The sequence below is a fragment of the Thauera linaloolentis 47Lol = DSM 12138 genome (assembly GCF_000310205.1).
Taxonomy (GTDB): Bacteria; Pseudomonadota; Gammaproteobacteria; order Burkholderiales; family Rhodocyclaceae; genus Thauera; species Thauera linaloolentis.
Genome location: NZ_AMXE01000066.1, coordinates 1 through 20,170, shown reverse-complemented (window position 1 = coordinate 20,170; position 20,170 = coordinate 1). Strand labels below are relative to the sequence as shown.

Sequence of the window (20,170 nt, the reverse complement as noted above, 5' to 3'; positions counted from 1 at the left end):
CGGCGCGCAGGAAGACGCGAACACGCTCATGGCCGCCTCCCCTGGCCGTGGATCAGCAGGATGGAGAAGTACGGCGTCGCCTTGTCGGCGTCGCGCAGCCGCGTCACCTTCTGCTCCGGCATGGTGGCGTATTCCACCAGCCAGGCCTCGTCCTCGCGCCCGGCCGCGGCCACCGCGCGGCACAGCTTGGGCAGGTTGCGGCCGACCTTCATCACCACCAGCGCGTCGGTGGCGCGGATGCGGCGGGCCAACTCTTCTTCCGGCAGGGTCGCCATCAGCACGGTGAGCATGTCGTCGCCCCAGGTGATCGGCGTGCCGCTCACCGTCCACGCGCCCGACATGCCGGTGATGCCGGGCACCACGCACACCGGCGCCACGCCCTGCAGGCGGGTGTAGAGGTGCATGAAGGAGCCGTAGAAGAAGGGGTCGCCCTCGCACAGCACGACGACGTCCTCGCCCGCCTCGACGACGGCGCGCAGGCGCGCGATGCTGTCGGCGTAGAAGGCCGACAGCGCCATGTTGTAGCGCGGGTCGCCGAGCGGGATCTCGGTGGTCACCGGGTATTCCAGCGGCAGCTCGACGGCGTCCGCGCGCAGCATGCCGTCGACGATGCGCCGCGCCCGCCCGGCGCGGCCTTCCTTGCGGAAATAGGCGACATGGCGCGCGCCGCGCACCAGCTTGTCGGCGCGCACGCTCAGGAGGTCCTGCGCACCGGGGCCGAGGCCGACGCCATGCACGGTGCCGATGGCGGTTCTCGGGGAGGTGCCGGGCACGGCGGAAACAGGCGTTGCGGTAGAGGTCATTCCTGGCGGCTCGCGAGTGCGTTGATGGCGGCGACGGTGATGGCGCTGCCGCCCAGGCGGCCGCGCACGATGCAGCACGGCGCCGGGCGCGCATCCCACAGCGCCGCCTTGGATTCCGCCGCGCCGACGAAGCCCACCGGGCAGCCGATGATGGCCGCGGGGCGCGGGCAGGCGGGGTCTTCCAGCATGTTCAGCAGTTGGAACAGCGCGGTCGGCGCATTGCCGATGGCGACGACAGCGCCGTCGAGCAGCGGACGCCACCGTTCCAGCGCGGCGGCCGAGCGCGTGGTGTTCATCGACGCGGCCAGTTCCGCCACACCGGGCTCGGCGAGCGTGCACACCACCGCATTGGCGGCGGGCAGGCGGGTACGCGTGACACCTTCCGACACCATGCGGGCGTCGCACAGGATCGGCGCGCCGCCGGCCAGGGCCGCGCGCGCACGGGCCGAGAAGTCCGGCGTGAAATCGATGAAGGGCGCCAGGTCTACCATGCCGGCGGCGTGGATCATGCGCACCGCCACCGGCTCCTCGTCCGCCGCAAAGCGGGCGAGATCGGCCTCGGCGCGGATCATCGCGAAAGACTGGCGGTAGATGGCCGCGCCATCGGTTTCGAAAACGTAAGGCATCAATTCACTCCAAGGCGGGCGAGCACGGCATCCATGCCCAGGTCCGCCGTTTGCGGGGGCTCGCCCGGACGGGCGTCGAAAGCGAGGTCGAAGGCGCCGGCACGCCCCGTCAGGCACACCGCGGCGGCGGCGGGATGGGCACAGCCCTTGGCGCAGCCCGACACATGCACGGTGCGGGTGTCCGCCCCGGCGGGCGCCGCGCCCCGCTGCGCGCCGAGCCGGCCCTGCTGCGCCAGCTCCAGCAGCCGGTATGCGAGCGGGCGCGTCTCGACACTGGCCTGGGAGCAGAACGGTGCCCCGGCGCAGGCTTCGACGCGCCAGCCGGCAAGATCGGCCACATCCATGTCGGGCCAGCCGGGCGCCAGCCGGGGCGCGGCATCAGGGGCCGCGCCTTCCAGCAGCACCCGGCGCCACGGTGTGGCGCGCAGGGCCAGCGCGCCGCTGCTGCGCACGGCCTGGGCGAGGTCTTCGGCGCGCACCTGCCCGAACGGCAGTGCGCATACGACGCCGAGCGCGTGGACGCCGCTGCGCAAGGCGCCGGCGGACGGCCCCGGCGCCACGTCTCCCATTGCCCAGGCAGGCAGGGGCGCCGGATGCCGGGCCATGCGGCCGGACACCTTGCCGCCGCCATCGGCAAACCAGCGGACAAGCGCGATCAGCGCGTCGACCTCCGCGCCCGCCGCCAGCGGCACACCGGCGACGCGCCCATCGGCTCGCAGGATGAGGCCGCCGTGCGCGCCCCGCTCGATGCGGAAGTCCGCCGAATCGTCGAGCAGGCGCGGCGCGGCGCCGGCGTCAATGGCGAAACCGACCTTGGCCGGCAGGTCGGGCAGTTCGTCCAGCCGCGCCAGCAACTCCGTGGCAATCCGCTCGGTGTCGTCTCCCGCGACCCAGTCGGGCGCCACCAGCAGGTTGCGGCGCGACTCCAGGCCGGTATCCTCATCGAGCAGGCCGAGCCCGCCGAAGATGTCGATCAGCGCCGGCCAGTCGGCCTGCGCCACTCCGCGCACCTGCAGGTTGGCACGGCTGGTGAGGTCGATGAGGCCGGCGGCATGGCGCATGGCGGCATCGCAGATGCCCAGGATCTGCTCGCGCGTGAAGCGCGCGAGGCGCGGCCGCAGGCGCATGACCAGCCCGTCGCCGGACATCATCGGCCGCAGCGCCCCCGGGCACCAGCCCTGCACACGCGGCGCGGTGGCCTCCCCCGGCGACAGGTCGGGCGCAAGAGCCGTGCGCGGCATCAGAAATCGATGCCGGCCTGGGCCTTCACGCCGGCCTTGAAGGCGTGCTTGCGGTCGGCGATCTCGCTCACCGTGTCGGCCAGCTCCGCCAGTTCCGGCTTGGCGGCGCGGCCGGTGACGATGACGGTCTGCCGGGGCGGGCGGGCACGGATCGCCGCGAGCACCTGCTCGGTGTCGAGATAGTTGTACTTGAGCATGTAGGTCAGCTCGTCGAGCAGCACCAAGTCGAGCGCCGGGTCGGCCAGCATCCGGCCGGCCTGCGCCCAGGCCTCGTCGGCGGCGCGCTTGTCGGCGTCCCAGTTCTGCGTGTTCCAGGTGAAGCCGGTGGCCATGGCGTGGTACTGCACGGCGGCATCGAGCCCCTGCTTCCGCAGGAAGAGGACCTCGCCGGTGGCGTGCGTGCCCTTGATGAACTGCACCACGCCCGCGCGCTGGCCATGGCCGAGCGCGCGGTACAGGGTGCCGAAGGCGGAGGTGGTCTTGCCCTTGCCGTTGCCGGTGATCAGGATGACGATGCCACGCTCTTCCTGCGCCCGCCCGATGGCGGCATCGACGACTTCCTTCTTGCGCTGCATGCGCGCGTTGTGGCTCTGCTTCTTGTCCTCTTCCATCGTCCCGCCCTCCGTGTCGTCTCTGTCTGGAACCGGGGGAGAGGATGACGATGGTGCATGCGCGGCAAGGCCGCTGGGGCGGCGTGGGCGAAGCGCAGGCGGACTGTCAGGTCCGCACGACCGATCGGCAGTCCGCCCTCACCCCGGGGCATTCATCTGTCCTGTCGAACGGGTCGGTCTTCTGGCTCGCCTTCGTCCGGTTGCCGCCGCCTTCCCGAAGCGGAATGCTTCAGTGGCCCAAAATGGCGGCACCGTCTGGCTTACAGCAGCGGGGGCTGCGCCGGAATGGCGGGAAAATGGCCGCATGCGGCCCCCGCTTCACCGGTCTTCCTGTTTCACTCCGCGCACGAATGAGCGCCGGAGTTCCCGATCGATGCGGGGCGCACTATACGCCCGCACCGCCCCGCTGGGCAATTCAGTCGCCGAGCAGGCTTTCCGCCGGCACGCCGATGCGGATGTTGCCCCAGTGGCGGCCGCCGATTGTGATCGGCATGGCGATGTCACACAGGATCTCGCCGGTGTCGCGCAGGTAGGTCTGCAGCAGCAGGGGCTCGGTGTTGCGCGCAGCGCGCAGTTCGGACGGGCGCTCAAACTTGCGGCAGGTGCGGTTGCCGACCAGGTCGTCGTCGTAGTTGCCGGTCAACGGCCTGGAGAACTTGGCGTTGTGCGCCGACAGGTAGCTGTCGGCGTTCACCGCGACGGCGAACACGGCACCGCGCACCGAGGCCAGGCTCTCTTCGAGCATGGCCTGGCAGCGGCGGGCGAACTCGTCGCCCCATGCGGTGCGGAACTTGGGCGGATTGGTGCCGGGAACCGGTTGGTAGTGGCGGTCGAAGACATCGATGCGATTCGCGGCCATCTGCTCGAGCTGGCCTTGCACCCCGTCGCGGAAGCGCCGCGCCTGCTCGACCGCCTGGTCGAAGGCGCCCTGCCCCGTCTTGAAGCGCGACACGAGTTCCTGCACGCCTTCGGTGGCCTTGGCCAGTTGCTCCGAGCCCTTCTCGCTTTCGTCCATCTGCCCGGCGACCGTATGCGACAGCGCGTTGATGGCACTGACCTTCTCGTGCACGCTGGCATTGGTGTCCGACAGCGAGCCCATCGCGCCGGCGATCTGCTCGAGCTGCGCCCCGGTGGCCTCGAACTCGCCCACCATGTGCCCGAACTGGGTCGCCGAGCGGTCGACGACCTCCCGCGTCTGCAGCACGTCGACGTTGATGACTTCGTTCTCGCTGCGCGTCTCGGACACCAGCTCCAGCATGCCGTTGATGTTGCCGACGATTTCGGCCGTGGCCTTGTTCACCCGCTCGGCCAGCTTGCGCACCTCGTCGGCCACCACGGCGAAACCGCGCCCCGCCTCGCCGGCGCGCGCGGCCTCGATCGCCGCATTGAGCGCGAGCAGGTTGGTCTGGTCGGCGATCTCGCGGATCAGCACCGCGATCTGCTTGACGCTCTCCGAACGCTGCGACAGATCGTCCACCGTGTGGTTGAAGGCCAGTACCTTGTCGCTGACCGAGTTGATCTTGCCGGCGATGTCCTGCATTTCGCTCAGCGAGCCGCGGGCGATGCGCAGGTTGTCGGTGGTCGATTCGGCGATCTGCCGCGCACTCCGCGACACGTGCTCGATGGCTTCGGTCGATGCGCTGCTGGCATCGAACACCGCCGTCGTCATCCGCCCCTGCTCGCGCGCATGCTGGGCGGCGGCCTCGACGCGCAGCTTCACCTGCACGGCTTCGCGCGCGATGCCGACGCTGGTGGTGCGCACCTCGCCAATGATGTGGCGCATCTTGCTGGCAAAGTGGTTGTAGCTGCCCGCCAGTTCGCGGAATTCGTCATGGGTGACGAGCGGGAGATCGCGCGAGAAGTCGCCCTCGCCCCGGCCGATTTCCTCGAAGATGCCGATCATGCCGCGGATCGGGCGCACGATCAGATGGCGCAGATAGGCGATCTGGCCGGTGATGCACAGCAGCGCCACGCCCGTGATGGCAAGCATCGCCCACTGCCCGATGGTCAGGGCCGCCGTGATGCGCGCGGCGAACTCGGGCGCGACCCCGCCCTCGGCGAGCGCCTTCTCGATCGCCGACGTCTGCCATGCCTGTACGGCCAGGTAGCCGACGTTGAACACGAACAGCAGCAAGAAGCTGCACAGCTTCTTGGTGAGCGTGTTCCAGAAGGTCTTCTCGACAGTCTCGTATAGCTGCCTCAATGTGCTCATTGGTGTGTTTCCCGATGCTGGACTTCGTTCGTCAGTACCCCCGCCTCCTCCTCACTATCGGCCCCAGGTTCGTGCACTTGAGAAAACGGGCATGAAAACGTTCTTGCGAATATTCCCCGGTCCCGGGCTCGAGGCAAGGACATAAATCTCATTCATGAGCGAGTAGCCGGAACGAATCCCGCTTGCCCCGCCTTTCGCACCCCGTCCACGGTCCGCAATTGCCCTGCCCCCCCTTGGCCTGCGACAATTGCCGTTTTTACGCCAGCCCCGTGCCGGCGTCCGCGTATTTCCATCCCCACGCATTCCATCCAACTCGAACTGAAGCCATGTCCGACCAGACGAACACCCCGCCGCAGGACGAAAACCACCTGATCGCCGAGCGCCGCGAAAAACTCGCTGCCTGGCGCAGCAGCGGCCGCGCCTACCCCAACGACTTCGCGCGCGAGAACACCGCCGGCAAGCTCGACGAGCTGTACGGCGAAAAAGATGCCGAGGCGCTGGAAGCGCTGCCGGTCGAGGTCAGCGTGGCCGGCCGCATCATGCTCAAGCGCGTGATGGGCAAGGCGAGCTTCGTCACCATCCAGGATCTGTCGGGCCGCATCCAGCTCTACGTGCAGCGCGACGGCGTGGGCGAGGACGTCTATGCCCAGTTCAAGACCTGGGACATCGGCGACATCGTCGGCTGCGTCGGCACGGTGTTCAAGACCAAGACCGGCGAACTGTCGGTCAAGGCCAGCGAGATCCGCCTGCTCACCAAGAGCCTGCGCCCGCTGCCGGACAAGTTCCACGGCCTCACCGACGTGGAGCAGAAATACCGCCAGCGCTATGTCGACCTGATCATGAGCGAGCAGTCGCGCTTCACCTTCGTCGCGCGCAGCCGCATGGTGCAGTCGATCCGCAACTACATGAGCGGCCACGGCTTCCTCGAGGTCGAGACGCCGATGATGCACCCCATCCCCGGCGGCGCCGCGGCCAAGCCCTTCATCACCCACCACAACGCGCTCGACATGGAGCTGTTCCTGCGCATCGCGCCCGAGCTCTACCTGAAGCGCCTGGTGGTGGGCGGCTTCGAGAAGGTCTTCGAGGTCAACCGCAACTTCCGCAACGAAGGCCTCAGCCCGCGCCACAACCCCGAATTCACGATGATGGAGTTCTACGAGGCGTACGCGAACTACAAGACGCTGATGGACTTCACCGAAGGCCTGATCCGCCACGCCGCGCGCGAGGCGCTGGGCACCGAGCGCTTCGTCTACCAGGGCCGCGAACTGGACCTGTCCAGGCCCTTCCACCGCCTGACCATCGTGCAGGCCATCCGCAAGTACCACCCGGGTTTCACCGAGGAGCAACTGGCGAACGCGGCGTGGCTGAAGGAAAAGATCGCCGCCTTCGGCGAGAAGGTGAAGCCGGGCGGCCTGGGCAGCCTGCAGCTGCAGCTCTTCGAAGCCTGCGCCGAGGCCGAGCTGTGGGAGCCGACCTTCATCATCGACTACCCGGTCGAGGTCTCGCCGCTGGCACGCGCCTCGGACGCCGACTCCGACATCACCGAGCGCTTCGAACTCTTCATCGTCGGCCGCGAGATCGCCAACGGCTTCTCCGAGCTGAACGACCCCGAAGACCAGGCCGCGCGCTTCCGCGCCCAGGTCGAGGCCAAGGAAGCCGGCGACGAGGAAGCCATGTATTTCGACGCCGACTACATCCGCGCGCTCGAGTACGGCCTGCCGCCGACCGGCGGCTGCGGCATCGGCATCGACCGCCTGGTGATGCTGCTGACCGACTCGCCGTCGATCCGCGACGTCATCCTCTTCCCGCAGATGCGGCCAGAATAAGGCCGCAAGGCACAGCCACGACATAGGACCATCATGGCCGGTACCAGCCTGTTCATGCTGCTGGACGACATCGCCAGCATGCTCGACGACGTCGCCACGATGACCAAGGTGGCGACCAAGAAAACCGCCGGGGTGCTGGGCGACGACCTCGCACTGAACGCCCAGCAGGTCACCGGCGTGCGCGCCGACCGCGAACTGCCGGTGGTCTGGGCGGTCGCCAAGGGCTCGCTGGTGAACAAGGCCATCCTGGTGCCAGCGGCGCTGGCGATCAGTGCCTTCATCCCCTGGCTGATCGCGCCGCTGCTGATGCTGGGCGGCGCCTTCCTGTGCTTCGAGGGCGTCGAAAAGCTGGCGCACTCCCTCCTGCACGGCCAGGAAGAGAAAAGCGAGCGCCACGCCGAAGCCGCCAAGGCGCGGATCGACCCGACGGTCGACCTCGTCACCTTCGAAAAGGACAAGATCAAGGGCGCGGTGCGCACCGACTTCATCCTGTCGGCCGAGATCATCGTCATCGCCCTCGGCGTGGTCGGCGGCATGGCCTTCGGCACCCAGGTCGCGGTGCTGGTCAGCATCGCCGTCATGATGACCATCGGCGTGTATGGCGTGGTCGCCGGCATCGTCAAGCTCGACGACGCCGGGCTCTACCTCAGCCAGCGGGCCAATGCGGTGGCGCGCGGCATCGGCGCCGCCATCCTGTGGGCGGCGCCCTGGCTGATGCGGGCGCTGTCGGTCATCGGCACGGCGGCGATGTTCCTCGTCGGCGGCGGCATCCTCACCCACGGCCTGCCGCCGGTGCACCACTTCATCGAAACGCTCACCGCCGGCATGGGCGGCATGGCCGGCGCCCTGGTGCCCAGCCTGCTCGACGGCGTATTCGGCGTCATCGCCGGCGCGCTGGTGCTGGCCGTCGTCAGCATCGTCAAGCGCCTGCTGCCCGTCAGAACGGCCGCGCACTGAACGATGCCGGCCTGAAGATGCCCATCCGCCCGGCCCGCCTCGCCTTCGCCGACGACGGCACACCCTGGTCCGACACTTTCGGCGACGTCTACCACTCCGCCGACGGCGGCTTCGGCCAGGCCCGCCACGTCTTCCTCGCCGGCAACGATCTGCCGCGGCGCTGGCAAGGCAGGGAGCGCTTCGTGGTGCTGGAAACGGGCTTCGGCCTGGGGCTCAACTTCTTCGCCACCTGGGCGGCCTGGCGGGCCGATCCGCAGCGCTGCGGGCGGCTGCACTTCGTCTCCTGCGAACTGCACCCCTTCAGCCGCGAAGACCTCGCCACGCTGCATGCCCGCCTGCAGGCGGATCAGCCCGCCGATCCGGCAGCTCATCCGCCCACTCATTTCCCGGACCTCGCCGCGCTGAGCGCCGAACTGCTGTCGCAATGGCCGGTACTGGCCCCCGGCCTGCACCGGCTGCACCTGGACGGCGAGCGCGTCACCCTGACGCTGTACTTCGGCGATGCGCGCGACGGCCTGGCGCAGATCGTCGCCCGCGCCGACGCCTTCTACCTCGACGGCTTCTCGCCGGCCACGAACCCGGAACTCTGGTCCGCCAAGGTCTGCCACCTGCTCGCCCGCCTGGCCGCGCCGGGCGCGACGCTCGCGACCTGGTCGGTGGCGGGTGCGGTACGCGAGCATCTGCGCCATGCCGGCTTCGAGGTCGACAAGGCGCCGGGCTTCGGCGGCAAGCGGCAGATGCTGCGCGGCCGGCTGCGGCCGGACCGCGGGCATTCACCTTCGGCCGGCGGCCCTTCACCGGCCATCACCGCCGCGACCGCCACGCTTGCCGCCCCTCCGCCCGCACGTCACGCACTGATCATCGGCGCCGGCCTGGCCGGCTGCGCGCTGGCCGAGCGCCTGGCGGCACGCGGCTGGGACGTGGAACTGGCCGATGCCGCCGACGCCCCGGCGACGGGCGCCTCCGGCAACCTCGCCGGCGTGCTGCGCCCCCTGCCCAGCCTCGACGACAACCCCATGAGCCGGCTGACGCGCGCCGGCACGCTGTATGGCTGGCGCCACATCGACCGCCTGCGGCGCGACGGCCACGCCGTCAGGGCCGATGCCTGCAGCGTGCTCCACCTCGCGCGCGACGATGCCCAGGCGGCGAAGATGCAGAGCGTCGCCGAGCGCCTCGCCCTGCCGCCCGGCCACCTGCGCTACGTCGACGCCGCCGCCGCGGCGGGGATCGCCGGCTGGCCCGTACCCATCGGCGGCTGGTGCTTCGGCGGCAGCGGCTGGGTGCAGCCGCCCAGCCTGTGCGCAGCCAACCTCGCCCGCCATGGCGCCCGCATTCGCCGCCATTTCGGCCGCGAGGCCGCCGAACTGCGCTACGACGGCGGTGCGTGGCACGCCATCGATGCGCGGGGCGAGACGATCGCACGCGCCCCGGTGATGGTGCTTGCCGCCGGCACCGCGGTGCGCCGCTTCGTGCCGCCCGGCCTGCTGCCCGTGGTCAGCGCGCGCGGGCAGGTGTCGCTGCTGCCAGCGGCGGCCGGCAGTCCGCCGCACGTCGTCGTCTGCCGCGGCGGCTACGTCAGCCCCGAGGTCGACGGCCGCCGCTGCGCCGGCGCCACCTTCTCGGTGGACGACGAGGATGAAAACCTGCGCGACGCGGATCACGCCGAAAACCTCGCCAAGCTGGACGCCATGCTGCCCGGCATCGCCGCCGGCCTGTCGCCCGCGGAGCTGGCCGGGCGCGTCGGCTTCCGCCCCGCTTCGCCCGACCGCCTGCCGATGATCGGCGCCCTGCCGGCACAAGCCGTGGTCGGGCGCGCCACACCGCTGCCGGACATTCCCCGGCAGCCCGGCGCCTGGGTGCTGTCGGGCTACGGCGCGCGCGGCCTGGTGTGGTCCGCGATCGCCGCCGAACTGCTGGCAAGCCAGCTCGAAGGCGAGCCGCTGCCACTCGAACGAAACCTGTGCGACGCGGTCGACCCGGCGCGCTTCCTGTTGCGCGCGCCGCGCGCCGGCCGTCCCGAGGATTGAACAAGCGTCTTCCGCCGGGACGGCCGTGCCGCGGCGGATCCGGCAAGCATGGCCTAGAATCATAGTAGACAGTGGCATACGAACCTGGATCGGCGCAGCGCGCATCCGCACATTGCCTTTCGGCCCCGAAATGGGCTTAGCGGCCTGGCTTTCATGTCGCATGGGGTGACCATATGTCCACGCATTCCGTCCCATTCGAGCAAGCGCCCCCCGGCCCCGCGCCATACGACGCCGAATCCGCGCTGGCGGACGTCGAACGCCGTCTGGCGGCGACACAGGCGCTCGCGCGCGTCGGAGACTGGACGCTGGAACGCGACACCGCGCGCGTGACCTGGTCGCCCGAGCTCTTCCGCCTGTTCGAGCGCCCCGTCGAACACGGTGCGCCGGACATCAATGAAGCGCTGGCCTACCTCAGCCCGGAATCGCTCGAACTCACCCGCACGGCCTTCTGGTATGCGATCGACAAGGGCGAGCGCTGTACGCTCGAACAGACCGCACGCCTGCCTTCCGGCACGACCGCCCACTACGTGACCGAGATCATGCCGGTCGCCGATGCCGGCGGGCGTGTGTTCATGCTGTATGGCACGGTGCAGGACATCACCGAGCGCAAGGCGCTGGAAGCGGAGCGCCTGCGCCAGCTCGCCCGCGTCGCAGAACTGTCGCGCCGCCTGCTCGACGTCGGCGAACGCGAGCGCCGGCAGCTCGCCGCAGCCCTGCACGACCGCGCCAGCCCCAACCTCGCGGCCCTGAAGCTCATCTTCACCAGCCTGCGCAACGCCCTGCCAGCCACGATACGCGGCGAGCTGGAACCTTTGCTCGATGACGCAGCCGCGCTGCTCGCCGACACCGACGCGGGCATCCGCGACATCTGCGCGACGCTGCGTCCGGCCACGCTCGACTATGCCGGCCTGGCCGCCGCCATCCGCGAGTACGCCGATCTGGTGGCGCGCCACAGCGACACCCGCGTCCAGCTTCACGTGGACGAGGACATGAACGGCCTCCCGGCCGAATTGCAGACCTTGCTGTTCCGCATCGCGCAGGAGGCGCTCGCCAACTGCGCCAAGCACGCCTCCGCGGACAGGATCCGGATCGAACTGCGCCGCAGCGGCAAGTACGTCACGCTGCGCATCGCCGACGACGGGCGCGGCTTCGATCCCGAACGCCTCGGCCAGGCCGGCGTCACGCCCGGCCTGGGGCTGATCACGATGCGGGAACGGGCCGAACTGGCCGGCGGCCGCTTCACGCTGCGCACCGCACCCGGCGCCGGCACCGAGATCGAGGTCGAGCTGGCGCCGAATTCGCACCGCTTCCGGGGGAATCCACAATGAACTTGAACATCGTGCTCGCGGACGACCACCAGATGTTCCGCCATGCGCTGCGCGCGCTGCTCGAAAAGGAAGACGGCCTGACCGTGGTCGGTGAAGCCGCCGACGGCGAAGCCTTGCTGCGCCTGGTCGACGAACGCCAGGTGGATATCGTCTGCATCGACATCGGCATGCCGGGCATGAACGGCATCGAAGCCACGCGCCGCCTGCTCGCGCAGCATCCGGCGATCCGCGTGATCGGACTGTCGGCATATTCCGACCGCCAGTTCGTCATCGACCTGCTCAATGCCGGCGCCCACGGCTACGTGACGAAGGCCGCTGCCGGAGAGGATCTGCTGCGCGCCATCCACAACGTCCGCCATGGACGCACCTACCTGTGCCCCGAGGTCGCCGGCGCAGTGGCCAGCGCACTGCGCTTCGGCACCGAACTGCGCACCGGCTCGACGCCCCTGACGGCGCGCGAACGCCAGGTGCTGCAACTGATCTCCGAAGGCCACACCTCGGCGCGCATCGCCGAGCGGCTGCACGTGGCGGCATCGACGATCGAGGTCCACCGGCGCAACATCATGCGCAAGCTCGATCTCCACAGCGTCGCCGACCTCACCCGCTATGCCATCCGCAACGGCATCAGCCAGGCCACCGAATGATGATTCCGGCATTCTCCGGACATTTACCTCGCGTTACACGGCATACCTGTATACCGGTAAGGGCAAACACCCTGAACGGGGTATATCCTCAGCCGGAATTTGACATTAGCATCGCGGTTTTCAAGCACTCCAACGCCACCCGAAAGGAAGCCAAGATGACTAGCCATCCGTCCATGCAGAAGCTCGCAGCAACCGCCAACTCCAGCCTGCAGACCTTCCAGTCGCTGGCCGACATCGTGCTCAACGCATCGGAACAGCTGCTCTCGCTCAACGTCGAGGCCGCCCGTTCGCTGTGCGCCTACGCTTCGGCGCAGTCCCTGCCGGCCAGCGGCGAAGAGTTCCGCAGCCAGTTCGCCAGCCGCATCGCGGCGCAGAACGAAGGCTTCGAACAGGCCAGCGAATACCTGCGCAACGTCAACGAAATCTGCCTGCGCACGCAGTCGGAAGTCGCCGAGATCAGCACTCGCCACATCAACGAAGTCAGCAGCTCGGTGCAATCCCTGTTCAACGAGGTCGCCAGGCTGGCACCGGTCGCCGCGCTGGAAGCAGCCTCGGCGCCGGCAACGGGCTCGCGCACCACCCGCAAGGCCGCCTGACGCACACTGCCACGGGGCATGAACGGCGAAGGCCCCGAAGCTTTTCGGGGCCTTCGCCGTTTACCGCCCCATGCGGGGCACGGGATGCTCAGAGATGGCGGTCGAGCCGCATCAGCACCCGCTCGCGCCCGAGCACTTCCAGCACTGCATCGATCGACGGCGTCTGCGGCACACCCAGCACGACGACACGCAACGGAATCGCCACCTGCGGCATCTTCAGGCCATGCTCGGCCATGGTGTCCTTGATCGCCTGCGACAGCGCCGTCTTGTTCCACTCCGCGCCGGCCAGACGCCCGCGCAGGCTGGCCAACGCGGCTTTCGCGGCATCGTTCATGTGCTGGCCGATCACCTCCGGCGCAGGATGCACGTCGGCGACGAACAGCTCGGCGGCATCGGCCAGCTCATTCAGGTTGGCAACGCGGTCCTTGTACAGCGCGACGACCGCCTCCAGCGAAACACCGGTCTCCGGATTCACGCCGCGCCGCGCCAGCCGGTTGGCGGCCTGCGCGGCCAGGAAGCCGTCGTCCGCCTTCTTGATGTACTGGGCGTTGAGCCAGTTGAGCTTTTCGGTGTTGAACTGCGCCGCCGACGGCGTGATGTGGTCAAGGTCGAACCACTCGACGAACTGCTGACGACTGAAGACTTCATCGTCGCCGTGGCTCCAGCCCAGGCGAGCGAGATAGTTGATGACCGCGTCGGGCAGGTAGCCGTCGTCGTCGTACTGCATCACGCTGACCGCACCGTGGCGCTTGGACAACTTGGTGCCGTCGTCGCCGAGGATCATCGACAGGTGGGCGTACAGCGGCACCTCGGCGCCCAACGCCCGCAGCACGTTGATCTGGCGCGGCGTGTTGTTCACATGGTCGTCGCCACGGATGACGTGGGTGATGCCCATGTCCCAGTCGTCCACCACCACGCAGAAATTGTAGGTCGGTGTGCCGTCGGCGCGGGCGATGATGAAGTCGTCGAGCTCGGCGTTGGCGATCTCGATGCGGCCCTTCACCAGGTCGTCCCAGGCCACGGCGCCATCCACCGGGTTGCGGAAGCGCACCACCGGCTGCACGCCTGCGGGCGGCTGCGGCAAGGCCTTGCCGGCCTCGGGGCGCCAGCGCCCGTCGTAGCGCGGCTTCTCGCCGCGGGCGCGCTGCTCCTCGCGGATGCGGTCGAGTTCTTCCGGCGACATGTAGCAGTGGTAGGCGGTGCCAGCGGCCAGCATCTGCTGGATGACTTCCTTGTACCGCGCCATGCGCTGCATCTGGTAGAACGGGCCTTCGTCATGCGCCAGGCCCAACCAGTTCATGCCGTCGAGGATGGCCTGCACCGCCTCGGGCGTGGAGCGGGCGACGTCGGTATCCTCGATGCGCAGGATGAAGCTGCCGCCGTGGCGGCGGGCGAAGGCCCACGAGAACAGCGCCGTGCGTGCGCCGCCGATGTGAAGGTAGCCAGTGGGGCTGGGCGCGAAACGGGTGCGGACGGGGCGGGACGGAGAAGGCTGGGACATGTCTGAAAGGCGCCGGATGGGCAAAAAAGCGAAGTGCGGATTCTAAGCCAGATCACCCCGGCAAGCAGGCCGAAGCCGCTCCCGAGCGTCTACGGCCTGCCCCTCGTTCGCATGATGCCGCGTTTCGGCAAGGGCGTTCCAGGCTCGACGACCATGAAACCCTCGACGCACACGCGGCGGCAGCGATGCCCCCAGGGCGTTCAGCTCAGCAGCAGCTTGTCGTCGTCCAGCGCCTCGCCGCGCACCTTCTCGAACATCTCCAGAAGATGGTGCACGTCGAGCCCTTCGCGCTCCTTGCCCGACACGTCGAGCACGACGCGCCCCTGGTGCAGCATCACGGTGCGTTCGCCGACGTCGAGCGCCTGGCGCATGCTATGGGTCACCATCATCGTCGTCAGCTTGTGCTCGGCGACGATGCGCACCGTCAGCTCCAGCACGAAGGCGGCGGTGCGCGGGTCCAGCGCCGCGGTGTGTTCGTCGAGCAGCAGCAGGCGCGAAGGCTGCAGTGCCGCCATCAGCAGGCTGACGGCCTGGCGCTGGCCGCCGGACAGCAGGCCGATGCGGTCGCCGAGGCGGTTTTCCAGGCCGAGGCCGAGCGTCGCGAGTTGGGCGCGGAATTCGTCGCGCAGCACCGGCTTGACGGCGAAGGACAGGCCACGGCGGCGGCCGCGCATCTTGGCCAGCGCCATGTTCTCTTCGATGGTGAGGTCTTCACAGGTGCCCGCCAGCGGGTCCTGGAACACGCGCGCCACATGGCGCGCCCGCGCCCATACCGGCTGGCGCGTCATGTCGATGCCGTCGATCTCGATGCTGCCGCTGTCGACCTTCTGCTCGCCGGACACGGCATTCAGGAAGGTCGACTTGCCGGCACCGTTCGAGCCGATCACGGTGACGAACTGCCCGGACGGAATCTCGAGCGACATGCCGCGCAGGGCCTGGGTCTCGATCGGTGTGCCGGGGTTGAAGGTCAGATGCAGATCCTGGGCTTTCAACATGTCAGTTCGCCTTCTTTCCGGACCAGTGCTGGCGCAGTTTGGGAACCACCAGCGCCACCGTCACCAGCAGCGCGGTGACCAGGTTGAGATCCTGCGCCTGCAGGCCGATAAAGTCGGAATTGAGCGCCAGCGCGATGAAGAAGCGATAGACGATGGCACCGACGATCACCGCGATGGTCGCCAGGTAGAGCTTGCGCGACGGCAGCAGGCTTTCGCCGACGATCACCGCCGCCAGGCCGATGACGATGGTGCCCACGCCCATCGAGATGTCCGCCCCGCCCTGCGTCTGCGCGAACAGCGCGCCCGCGAGGCCGACCAGCGCATTGGACAGCGCCATGCCCGCCAGCACCGCCAGCCCGGTATTGACGCCCTGCGCCCGCGCCATGCGCGCATTGGAGCCGGTGGCGCGGATCGCCAGGCCGCTCTGGGTGGCGAAGAAGCCGTCCAGCAGGAACTTCATCGCCAGCACCACGAAGACCAGCAGCAGCGGCCGGAACACGTAGTCCGCCAGCGCCTCGGGCTGCAGGATGCTGAAGATGGTCGGCTCCATGATCAACGGCACGTTGGGCTTGCCCATGATGCGCAGGTTGATCGAGTACAGCGCGATCATCATCAGGATGCTGGCAAGCAGATCCATGATCTTCAGGCGCACGTTGAGCCAGCCGGTGACCAGGCCGGCCACGGCGCCGGCGGCCATCGCCGCGAGGGTGGCGGTGAAGGGGTCGGTGCCCGCCGCGATCAGCGTGGCGGCCACGGCGCCGCCGAGCGGGAAGCTGCCGTCGACGGTCAGGTCGGGAAAGCGCAGGAGGCGGAAGGAGATATACACGCCGAGGGCGACGAGGCTGAAGATCAGCCCGATCTCCAGCGCCCCGAGCAGGGTGTAGAGGGACATGGGGAGCTACCGTTGTTTGGGAAGCGGCGGAGCGCAGGCCCCGCCGGCGGTGCCCGGCCCGGAACGGCCGCGCACGATTCCTCGGGGCTTACTGGATGACCTTGGCGGCGGACTTCACCAATTCGTCGGACAGGGTGATGCCCTGCTTGCCGGCTGCGCCCGGATTGACATGGAGTTCGAGCTTGGCGGTCGTCTCGGAGGCGATGTCGCCCGGCTTCTCGCCATTGAGGATGCGCGCCACGATCCTGCCGGTCTGTGCGCCCAGCGCGCGATAGTCGATGCCGTAGGCGGCCACCGCGCCGCGCGCGACGCTGTCGGTGTCGGCCGCCACCAGCGGGATCTTGGCATCCATGCCGACCTTGACCAGGGCCTCGTAGGCCGAGACCACGTTGTTGTCGGTGTTAGTGTAGAAGACGTCAACCTTGCCGATCAGGCTGCGCGCTGCCGAACCGACGTCGACCGAGCGCGGCGCAGCGGCCTCGACCAGGCTCATGCCATGCTTGGGCAGCAGTTCGCGCAACTGCTCGACCACCACGACCGAATTGGCCTCGCCCGGATTGAAGACCATGCCGACCCGCTTGGCGGCGGGGGCGACGCGCTTGATCAGGTCGATCTGCTTGTCCAGTTCGAGCGCGTCGGAGGCGCCGGTGACGTTGGTGCCCGACGGCGCCATCGACGGCACCAGCCTGGCCGCGACCGGATCGGTCACCGCCGAATACACCAGCGGGACGTCCTTGGTCGCCGCGGCCACGGCCTGCGCCGAAGGCGTGGCGATGGCGACGATGGCATCGACGCGGTCGCCGACGAACTTGCGCGCGATCTGCGCCGCGGTGCCGGTGTTGCCCTGGGCGCTCTGGTACTGCCACTTCAGGTTCTTGCCTTCCTCGAAGCCGGCCGCGGCCAGGCCTTCCTTGACGCCATCGCGCACCGCATCCAGCGCCGGGTGCTCGACGATCGCGGTGATCGCGACCGATTTCTGCTGGGCGTGGACCGGGGCTGCCATCGCGAAAGCCAGCGCCAGCGCACCGAACAGGATATTGCGGGACTTGATGAAAGGCATTCAGGACTCCTCTGCGGCCATCTCGGCCAAGAACGTTGGGCAGGATTCGCCCCGCCACGGCAGAACGAAGCCCCGGAGTCTACCGGGCATCGATGATTTAGGCGACTGTCGCAGACCCGAAGTTGAAACGCCCGCGTGCTAGGCGGCGCAGGACGCGGCCCCCGGCATTGCATCGACAACTGTAATTTTATACAGTTAACTCATGTTTCCCGAGCATGCCGAACTCCACTGCCTCAGCAATTTCAGCTTCCAGCGCGGCGCCTCGCATCCCGAGGAACTCGTCGCCCAGGCGGCGGCATTCGGCTACGCCGCCATCGCGATCACCGATGAATGCTCGCTGGCCGGCGTCGTGCGTGCCCACCGTGCGCTGCAGGCCCTGCCCGCGCAAGGCCGGCCCAGGCTGATCATCGGCAGCGAACTGCATCTGGCCGACGGCCCCCGCATCGTGCTGCTGGCGGCGAACCGCGCCGGCTACGGCCAGTTGTCGCGGCTCATCAGCCACGCCCGGCGCGGCGCCGGCAAGGGCGAATACCGCCTCACGCGGGCCATGCTCGACGATGCCTGCGCCGATTGCCTGGCCCTGCTCGTTCCACCGCCGGATTTCCCGCCGCCCGACGCCGGCGCCTCTCCGGCCCCCGGCCTGGAAGCCGATGCCGCCTGGCTGGCGCAATGCTTTCCCGGCCGCGCCTGGCTGGCGGTGGCGGTACGGCTCGACGGCCGCGACCGGGCCCGCATCACCCGCCTGCGCCGCATCGCCCGCGATACGGGAATGGCAGCCGTGGCCGCCAGCGGCGCGCTGATGCACGACCCCGCGCGCCGCGCGCTGGCCGACGTCATGACGGCGCTGCGCCTGCACTGCAGCGTGGCCGAAGCCGGCCTGGCGCTCGCCCCCAATGCCGAGCGCCGGCTGCACGACCGCGAAACCCTCGCCCGCCGCTATCCCCCCGCCCTGCTGGCCGAAACCCTGGCCGTGGCCGCGCGCTGCCGCTTCAGCCTCGACGAACTGCGCTACGCGTACCCGGCCGAGCTCGTCCCCGACGGCGAGATCCCCACCACCTGGCTGCGCCGCCTGGTCGAAGGCGGGCTCGCATGGCGCTATCGCGGGCAAAACCCCGGGCACGCCACGCCAGCCGCGCTTGCGGCCGCCGGCGACCCCGCGCCGCCGCCGGTGCGCGCGCAGATCGAACACGAGCTGGCACTGATCGCCGAACTCGGCTACGAACCCTACTTTCTCACCGTGCACGACATCGTCCGCTTCGCCCGCGGCGCCGGCATCCTGTGCCAGGGCCGCGGCTCGGCGGCCAATTCGGCGGTGTGCTGGGCGCTGGGCATCACCGAAGTCGATCCGGGGCTGGGCATCATGCTGGTCGAGCGCTTCATCTCGCGTGAGCGCAACGAGCCGCCCGACATCGACGTCGACTTCGAACACGAGCGGCGCGAAGAAGTCATCCAGTACGTCTATCGCAAGTACGGCCGCGAACGCGCCGCCCTCGCCGCCACCGTCATCAGCTACCGCGCCCGCAGCGCGCTGCGCGACGTCGGCCGCGCGCTCGGGCTGGGCGAGGCGCAGATCGAACGCCTGACGCGCGAGCACCACTGGTTCGACGGGCGCCGCATCCGGCCCGAGCGCCTCGCCGAAGCCGGGCTCGACCCCGACAGCCCGGTCAGCCGGCGGCTCGCCGCGCTCACCGAGGAACTGATCGGCTTTCCGCGCCACCTGTCGCAACACGTCGGCGGTTTCGTCATCGCCCGCGGCCGGCTCGACGAACTGGTGCCGGTGGAAAACGCCGCCATGCCCGAACGCACCGTCATCCAGTGGGACAAGGACGATCTCGATGCGGTCGGACTGATGAAGATCGACGTGCTCGCGCTCGGCATGCTGTCGGCGCTGCGCCGCGGGCTGGCGCTGGCCTCGGCCTGGCGGGGGCGGCCGCTGAGCCTGGCCAGCATCGAGCGCGAGCGGCCCGAAGTCTATGCCATGCTGTCACGCGCCGACTCGATCGGCGTGTTCCAGGTCGAATCGCGCGCGCAGATGAGCATGCTGCCGCGCCTCAGGCCGCAATGCTTCTACGACCTGGTGGTGGAAGTCGCCATCGTGCGCCCCGGCCCGATCCAAGGCGGCATGGTCCATCCCTACCTGCGCGCGCGCGAACGCGCGGCACGCGGCGAAGACCCGATGGACGGCGTACGCAAGGAAATCCACGCCGCGCTGGCGCGCACGCTGGGCGTGCCGATCTTCCAGGAACAGGTCATGCAGCTTGCAGTGGTCGCGGCCGGCTTCAGCGGCGGTGAAGCCGACCAGCTACGGCGCGCGATGGGCACCTGGCGGCGCAAGGGCGAGCTCGAACGCTACCGCGAAAAGCTGCTGCGGGGCCTGGCGGACAACGGCTACGACGCCGGCTTCGCCCGGCGCCTGAGTCAGCAGATCGAAGGTTTCGGCGAATACGGCTTTCCCGAATCCCATGCCGCCAGCTTCGCCCTGCTGGTCTACGCCTCGGCCTGGCTGAAGCGCTTCGAGCCCGCCGCCTTCCTCGCCGCGTTGCTCAACAGCCAGCCGATGGGCTTCTATTCGCCCTCGCAACTGATCCAGGATGCGCACCGCCACGGCGTCGAAACCCGTCCGCCCGACGTCACGGCCAGCGACTGGGACTGCACGCTCGAAGCGCCGCCGCCCGCTGCCACGGCCAGGGCATGCGCCGCACGCCAGCCCGCCGTGCGCCTCGGCCTGCGCATGATCCACGGCCTGGGGCGCGACACCGCCGCCCGCATCGCCGCCGCCCGGTGCCAACGCGCCTTTGCCGGCGTGCCCGACCTCGCCGCCCGCGCGTGGCTGGATGCCGGCGAGCTGCGC

16 protein-coding genes and 1 riboswitch are annotated in these 20,170 nt (G+C 69.3%); of the genes, 7 read left to right on the top strand and 9 right to left on the bottom strand.

The window, feature by feature from the left end; genetic code table 11:
- Positions 1-26: 26 nt before the first annotated feature.
- The 5 genes from cobI to C666_RS14570 all read right to left on the bottom strand — a co-directional run bounded on the left by cobI (position 27) and on the right by C666_RS14570 (position 5,493).
- Positions 27-803, bottom strand: coding sequence for a precorrin-2 C(20)-methyltransferase (cobI, locus tag C666_RS14590; protein WP_051019993.1), 777 nt, complete (start codon positions 801-803; stop codon positions 27-29).
- Positions 800-1,429 carry a precorrin-8X methylmutase gene (locus tag C666_RS14585; protein ID WP_004341758.1) on the bottom strand — a complete coding sequence of 210 codons (630 nt, stop codon included), beginning with the start codon at positions 1,427-1,429 and terminating at the stop codon, positions 800-802. The genes cobI and C666_RS14585 overlap by 4 nt, the downstream gene beginning before the upstream one ends.
- Entirely contained in the window at positions 1,429-2,670 is a 1,242-nt protein-coding gene (locus C666_RS14580; protein WP_004341756.1) for a ferredoxin-like domain-containing protein, read from the bottom strand. The genes C666_RS14585 and C666_RS14580 overlap by 1 nt, the downstream gene beginning before the upstream one ends.
- Positions 2,670-3,281 carry a cob(I)yrinic acid a,c-diamide adenosyltransferase gene (gene cobO, locus C666_RS14575; RefSeq protein WP_004341754.1) on the bottom strand — a complete coding sequence of 204 codons (612 nt, stop codon included), beginning with the start codon at positions 3,279-3,281 and terminating at the stop codon, positions 2,670-2,672. The genes C666_RS14580 and cobO overlap by 1 nt, the downstream gene beginning before the upstream one ends.
- A gap of 154 nt (positions 3,282-3,435) precedes the next feature.
- Positions 3,436-3,661, bottom strand: a riboswitch (cobalamin riboswitch).
- Between the two features lie 35 nt (positions 3,662-3,696).
- Positions 3,697-5,493: a methyl-accepting chemotaxis protein gene (locus C666_RS14570; RefSeq protein ID WP_004341752.1), complete on the bottom strand. Its 1,797-nt coding sequence runs from the start codon at positions 5,491-5,493 to the stop codon at positions 3,697-3,699.
- A 326-nt stretch (positions 5,494-5,819) separates the two neighbouring features.
- Between C666_RS14570 and lysS the strand changes: the two genes are divergently transcribed.
- From lysS to C666_RS14540, 6 genes are all read left to right on the top strand, one after another.
- On the top strand, positions 5,820-7,319 hold the full coding sequence (gene lysS / locus C666_RS14565) for a lysine--tRNA ligase (RefSeq protein WP_004341750.1): 1,500 nt from the start codon (positions 5,820-5,822) through the stop codon (positions 7,317-7,319).
- 33 nt (positions 7,320-7,352) lie between these two features.
- A complete protein-coding gene (locus tag C666_RS14560; protein WP_004341748.1) occupies positions 7,353-8,276 on the top strand; it encodes a DUF808 domain-containing protein in 924 nt (307 codons plus the stop codon).
- 17 nt (positions 8,277-8,293) lie between these two features.
- A complete protein-coding gene (gene mnmC, locus C666_RS14555) occupies positions 8,294-10,303 on the top strand; it encodes a bifunctional tRNA (5-methylaminomethyl-2-thiouridine)(34)-methyltransferase MnmC2/FAD-dependent 5-carboxymethylaminomethyl-2-thiouridine(34) oxidoreductase MnmC1 (protein ID WP_004341746.1) in 2,010 nt (669 codons plus the stop codon).
- A gap of 173 nt (positions 10,304-10,476) precedes the next feature.
- Complete coding sequence (locus C666_RS14550; protein WP_004341744.1) at positions 10,477-11,631, top strand: PAS domain-containing sensor histidine kinase; 1,155 nt, start codon at positions 10,477-10,479, stop codon at positions 11,629-11,631.
- Positions 11,628-12,275, top strand: a complete 648-nt coding sequence (locus tag C666_RS14545) for a response regulator (RefSeq protein WP_004341741.1) — start codon at positions 11,628-11,630, stop codon at positions 12,273-12,275. Before C666_RS14550 ends, C666_RS14545 begins: the two co-directional genes overlap by 4 nt.
- Positions 12,276-12,430: 155 nt before the next feature.
- Positions 12,431-12,871 (top strand): phasin family protein, encoded by a 441-nt coding sequence (locus tag C666_RS14540; RefSeq protein WP_004341739.1) that lies wholly within the window; start codon positions 12,431-12,433, stop codon positions 12,869-12,871.
- Positions 12,872-12,959: 88 nt separating this feature from the next.
- Here the strand turns inward: C666_RS14540 and gltX are convergent, their stop codons facing one another.
- The 4 genes from gltX to C666_RS14520 all read right to left on the bottom strand — a co-directional run bounded on the left by gltX (position 12,960) and on the right by C666_RS14520 (position 17,319).
- Entirely contained in the window at positions 12,960-14,372 is a 1,413-nt protein-coding gene (gltX, locus tag C666_RS14535) for a glutamate--tRNA ligase (protein WP_004341736.1), read from the bottom strand.
- 200 nt (positions 14,373-14,572) lie between these two features.
- On the bottom strand, positions 14,573-15,367 hold the full coding sequence (locus tag C666_RS14530) for an ABC transporter ATP-binding protein (RefSeq protein WP_004341734.1): 795 nt from the start codon (positions 15,365-15,367) through the stop codon (positions 14,573-14,575).
- 1 nt (position 15,368) lies between these two features.
- A complete protein-coding gene (locus C666_RS14525) occupies positions 15,369-16,259 on the bottom strand; it encodes an ABC transporter permease (protein WP_004341733.1) in 891 nt (296 codons plus the stop codon).
- Between the two features lie 88 nt (positions 16,260-16,347).
- Complete coding sequence (locus C666_RS14520; protein WP_004341731.1) at positions 16,348-17,319, bottom strand: ABC transporter substrate-binding protein; 972 nt, start codon at positions 17,317-17,319, stop codon at positions 16,348-16,350.
- Positions 17,320-17,521: 202 nt separating this feature from the next.
- On the opposite strand from C666_RS14520, the gene C666_RS14515 reads away from it, so the two are divergent.
- Positions 17,522-20,170 (top strand): error-prone DNA polymerase (locus C666_RS14515; RefSeq protein ID WP_004341729.1); only part of this gene is annotated, 2,649 nt, incomplete at its 3' end.

Coding starts and splice junctions, on each gene's coding strand:
- cobI (WP_051019993.1), bottom strand. CDS start 803: ATGACCTCTACCGCAACGCCTGTTTCCGCCGTGCCCGGCACCTCCCCG.
- C666_RS14585 (WP_004341758.1), bottom strand. CDS start 1,429: ATGCCTTACGTTTTCGAAACCGATGGCGCGGCCATCTACCGCCAGTCT.
- C666_RS14580 (WP_004341756.1), bottom strand. CDS start 2,670: ATGCCGCGCACGGCTCTTGCGCCCGACCTGTCGCCGGGGGAGGCCACC.
- cobO (WP_004341754.1), bottom strand. CDS start 3,281: ATGGAAGAGGACAAGAAGCAGAGCCACAACGCGCGCATGCAGCGCAAG.
- C666_RS14570 (WP_004341752.1), bottom strand. CDS start 5,493: ATGAGCACATTGAGGCAGCTATACGAGACTGTCGAGAAGACCTTCTGG.
- lysS (WP_004341750.1), top strand. CDS start 5,820: ATGTCCGACCAGACGAACACCCCGCCGCAGGACGAAAACCACCTGATC.
- C666_RS14560 (WP_004341748.1), top strand. CDS start 7,353: ATGGCCGGTACCAGCCTGTTCATGCTGCTGGACGACATCGCCAGCATG.
- mnmC (WP_004341746.1), top strand. CDS start 8,294: ATGCCCATCCGCCCGGCCCGCCTCGCCTTCGCCGACGACGGCACACCC.
- C666_RS14550 (WP_004341744.1), top strand. CDS start 10,477: ATGTCCACGCATTCCGTCCCATTCGAGCAAGCGCCCCCCGGCCCCGCG.
- C666_RS14545 (WP_004341741.1), top strand. CDS start 11,628: ATGAACTTGAACATCGTGCTCGCGGACGACCACCAGATGTTCCGCCAT.
- C666_RS14540 (WP_004341739.1), top strand. CDS start 12,431: ATGACTAGCCATCCGTCCATGCAGAAGCTCGCAGCAACCGCCAACTCC.
- gltX (WP_004341736.1), bottom strand. CDS start 14,372: ATGTCCCAGCCTTCTCCGTCCCGCCCCGTCCGCACCCGTTTCGCGCCC.
- C666_RS14530 (WP_004341734.1), bottom strand. CDS start 15,367: ATGTTGAAAGCCCAGGATCTGCATCTGACCTTCAACCCCGGCACACCG.
- C666_RS14525 (WP_004341733.1), bottom strand. CDS start 16,259: ATGTCCCTCTACACCCTGCTCGGGGCGCTGGAGATCGGGCTGATCTTC.
- C666_RS14520 (WP_004341731.1), bottom strand. CDS start 17,319: ATGCCTTTCATCAAGTCCCGCAATATCCTGTTCGGTGCGCTGGCGCTG.